Genomic DNA, 3,890 nt, shown 5'->3' with positions numbered 1-3,890 from the left:
GCAGCCGAACTGAAAAAAGCCGCAGGTCTGAAAAAAATCGAAATCTCTTCCCAGGTTAAAGGCGACCTGATCATGCTGGGTATCGGCGGTTTTTCTCCGCTGAACGGCTTCATGACCAAAGCCGACTGGAAAAGCGTTTGCGAAGACTTCCTGCTGGCCAACGGCACTTTCTGGCCGGTTCCCGTTATGCTCGACGCTGCTGCTGCTGATGCTGCAGCAATCAATGTTGGCGACGAAATCACCCTGGAAAGAAGCGGTGAGATCTATGCCACCATGAAGATCGAAGAAAAGTTCGAAATGAGCGAAGACGAGAAAAAATGGGAATGTGAGAAAGTATATAAAGGCCATGGCGAAGAGTCTGCTGACGATGTATTCTGGAAAATCGCTATGAAAGATCATCCCGGCGTTCAGATGGTTATGGCCAGAAAAGAGTTCTGCCTGGCAGGTCCCGTAAAAGTTCTTTCCGAAGGCGAATTCCCCGAAAAATTCAAAGGCGTTTACCTGACCCCGAAAGAAACCCGCGCTATCATGGATGAAAAAGGCTGGGCCAACGTTGCCTCCATGCAGCTGAGAAACCCCATGCACAGATCCCATGAGCATCTGTGCAAGATCGCCCTTGACGTATGTGACGGCGTTCTGATTCACTCCCTGATCGGTAACCTGAAACCCGGCGACATCCCTGCAGACGTACGTATCAAATGCATCGACACCCTGATCAAGGGTTACTTTGTACCGGAACACGTTGTTAATGCCGGTTACCCCCTTGACATGAGATATGCCGGTCCCCGTGAAGCCCTGCTCCATGCCACCTTCCGCCAGAACTACGGCGTTAACAAGATGATCATCGGCCGTGACCATGCCGGCGTTGGCGACTTCTACACCCTGTTCGAAGCCCAGGAGATCTTTGACCGTATCCCCACTCCGGCAGATCCTGGCAAAGCCCTGTTGTGCGAACCCTTGAAGATTGACTGGACCTTCTACTGCCACAAATGCGACGGCATGGCTTCCATGAGAACCTGCCCCCATGGCAAAGACGACCGCGTTATCCTCTCCGGCACCAAACTGCGTCACGCCCTGTCCAACAACCAGCCCGTTGTTGATCACTTTGGCCGTGAAGAAGTTCTGGTTATCCTCAGAGAATACTATGCCAGCCTGACTGAGAAGGTTGAGGTAAAACTGCAGAGCCATGCAGAAGGCACCAAGATGTAAACACGTGATGTAAAATTAAAGCGGCCTTTTCCTGTTTGATTATAGGAAAAGGCTGCTTTTATTGTAAAGTTTAAGCTAGGTTCAGATTAAAACCACTACAGAAACAATAAAATGCTCATTTAAGGGAAATACGGCAGTTGGGGCCCGTCACCAGCAGATTGTTGGTAACCGTGGACTGGATATACTCCATCTTGCTTCCCAGAAGAATTTCCTTAATCACACCATGTCCATAGGCCCCAAGAACGATGAGTGAGTCGTGGGGTATCTCATACAGCATCCGGTCAAATCCGGAAGATTCATAGAAACACCATTCATTGACATACTGGTCCATAAGACCCTCAAGTTCCGATCCCCTGATTATGTCCCGGTAAACATCTTCGCTGTCATTTTCAAGCACCGTATAGATTTTTAAAGGAAATCCCGAGGCAATGGCAATTTTCAGCCCCAGGATGAGGGCGCTCATGGAATTGGATGAACCGCCGAAAAAAATGGATATACTTTTCCATGCCTTGAACACAGGGCTTGCAATTAGAATGGGAAAGGTGGCCTGTTTAATCATCCGCCGAACCTTGGGCCCTAGATGGCCCAGTCCTATTTTGGATGACAGATCGCTGATTGAACGCGGAGAGCACATATAATCGAATTGGCTGGATATATCCGGCAGGGTGGACGCTGTAAAATTTTTGGGTTCGTAAAACCTTGGCGGAATTCCGGCCTCATCAAAAAGCGCAATGACATGTTCGTGGGCAGTCTCCGGAAAGGCTAAAAATGAGTTGTCCAGGTTCACCTGCACCACATCATTGGAAAAATACATTAAGAACTTATCGGTTTTAGGGATATACACAACAGGATAGGCATTAATGGTTTTACAAAAATACAGGGACTGCAAAAAGGTTTCCCTGCCAAAGGGGGTATTCCTGAAAATATGAAGCAGTTTATAATTCATTTCAAGTCTCCTTGGGCCCATGAACAGGGAGGGCATTGTGGGATCATTGTATATTGGTCTGCATGATCAGTTCCCTGCGGTACAGATCAAGTATCCGTGCTTTGGAAATCATCCCGGAAAATCTATGGTGATCCACCACCGGGATGTGATCAATATTAAAGGTCTCCATGAATTCCAGTACATCATGGAGATCATCGTCAAAGGATGCTGTCACCATATCCGTGTCCATGATCTGGTTAAGAAAGATCATGTCATAAAAGGCTGGATCCAGGGCATATTTCCTGATATTTGAAACACGAATCATCCCCAGGTAGTCGCCGGTCTTATCTGATATCACCGGGTAATGGTTGCGGTCTGAGTTGCGGATCTGATTGATAAAATCCCTGAAAATCATATTTTCCGATACAGTGGTGTATTTGGTGTCTATGATTTCGTTTAAGCTTAGATCCGACAAAATTTTTGCATCTGTTCCGGGCCGCATGAATTCGCCGCGTTCAATAAGGTCTTTGAAATAAAAAGAAGAAGGTTCAATAATATGGCTTAAGGTTGACGAAATGGAAGAAACCAGCAGCAAAAGCAAAATGGCCTCGTAGCCGCCTGTAATTTCTGCAATCAGAAAAATACTGCTCAAGGGGGCCTGCATAACCCCGGACATGATACCGGCCATGCCTAAAAGGGCATAGGCGCCTTCCGAGGCCACTGCGGCATTGGGGAAAACAAAGATCATGGCCTTGTAAAATACCACCCCGGTAAGGCTGCCGATGAGCAGGCAGGGCGCAAAGATGCCACCGGAGCCTCCCCAGCCAAGGGTTATGGCTGTGGCAAATATTTTTAGAAAAATACCGATGAATATGAGCCAGAAAGCCATGGGAAAAGTGCCGTCTACCATCTCCATGATGGGATGATACCCCTCGCCCAGCACCATGGGCATGAAAATTCCCATGGAACCCACTGTGCAGCCGCCGATCATTGCCCGAAGCCAGGGAGAGACAGGTGTTCGTTTGGCTAAGGCACCAACTTTTCTGAGCATCCGTGTAAAGATCACGGATATCATGGCGGTGAACAGGGCAAGCCCGATGCTGCCCAGGATATCACCTGTAAAAATACTGAAGGTGTGATGTTGGAAAAGCTCCTTTTTAGGGATGATGGCTTCGCTGATCTGGGCGCCAGCTACAGCAGCAATGGTAATGGGAATGATATTGACAAATTTCCATTCCCCAAGAATAATTTCAACGGAAAAAATAAGACCAGCCACAGGAGCGTGGAAAATGGAAGCAATGGCACCTGCCGTACCGCAGCCTACCAATGTCATGCGCTGCCTGTCATTCAGGCCTAAAAATTTAGCGATATTGGAGCCTATGGCAGACCCGCTCATGACAACCGGGGCTTCAGGACCTGCGGATCCGCCGCTGGCAATGGTTAAAAAGCTGGATATAAGCCTGGAAACGGTGGAGCGAAGCCGTAAGAGCCCCCCTCGTCTGGATACGGCATATATGACTTCCGGCACACCATGGCCTGCACCTTCCCGCATAACCTTGTCAAGAAATAAAAATGAGAGCAAAGCGCCGACTCCGGGCAGAATAAAGGCCCAGGCATACTGGCGGTACGGTTGAAAAAATTCAAGCACCGCTGCCAGGGAAAGCCTTAATGCCACGGCTGCAAGTCCTGCAAAAACACCGACAACTGCACCGGCAGTCATCAGCACAAGCCGGTCATCGAATAGAAATAACTTGGC

Annotated in this window: 3 protein-coding genes; 1 reads left to right on the top strand and 2 read right to left on the bottom strand. The window is 48.6% G+C overall.

The window, feature by feature from the left end; all coding sequences use genetic code 11:
* Positions 1 to 1,209 (top strand): sulfate adenylyltransferase (gene sat, locus AB7U36_RS20180; protein WP_428161427.1); only part of this gene is annotated, 1,209 nt, incomplete at its 5' end.
* Between the two features lie 115 nt (positions 1,210 to 1,324).
* Here the strand turns inward: sat and AB7U36_RS20175 are convergent.
* Together AB7U36_RS20175 and AB7U36_RS20170 are read right to left on the bottom strand one after the other, a co-directional pair.
* Positions 1,325 to 2,155 (bottom strand): universal stress protein, encoded by an 831-nt coding sequence (locus tag AB7U36_RS20175; protein ID WP_428161426.1) that lies wholly within the window; start codon positions 2,153 to 2,155, stop codon positions 1,325 to 1,327.
* A 43-nt stretch (positions 2,156 to 2,198) separates the two neighbouring features.
* Positions 2,199 to 3,890 (bottom strand): chloride channel protein (locus AB7U36_RS20170; RefSeq protein ID WP_428161425.1); only part of this gene is annotated, 1,692 nt, incomplete at its 5' end.

Source organism: Desulfobacter sp. (genome assembly GCF_050177295.1).
This window is presented reverse-complemented; position numbering and strand designations above follow the sequence as displayed.

What these genes read in the sequence shown, in the direction of transcription:
- AB7U36_RS20175 (WP_428161426.1), bottom strand. Translation starts at nt 2,155, where the DNA reads ATGAATTATAAACTGCTTCATATTTTCAGGAATACCCCCTTTGGCAGG.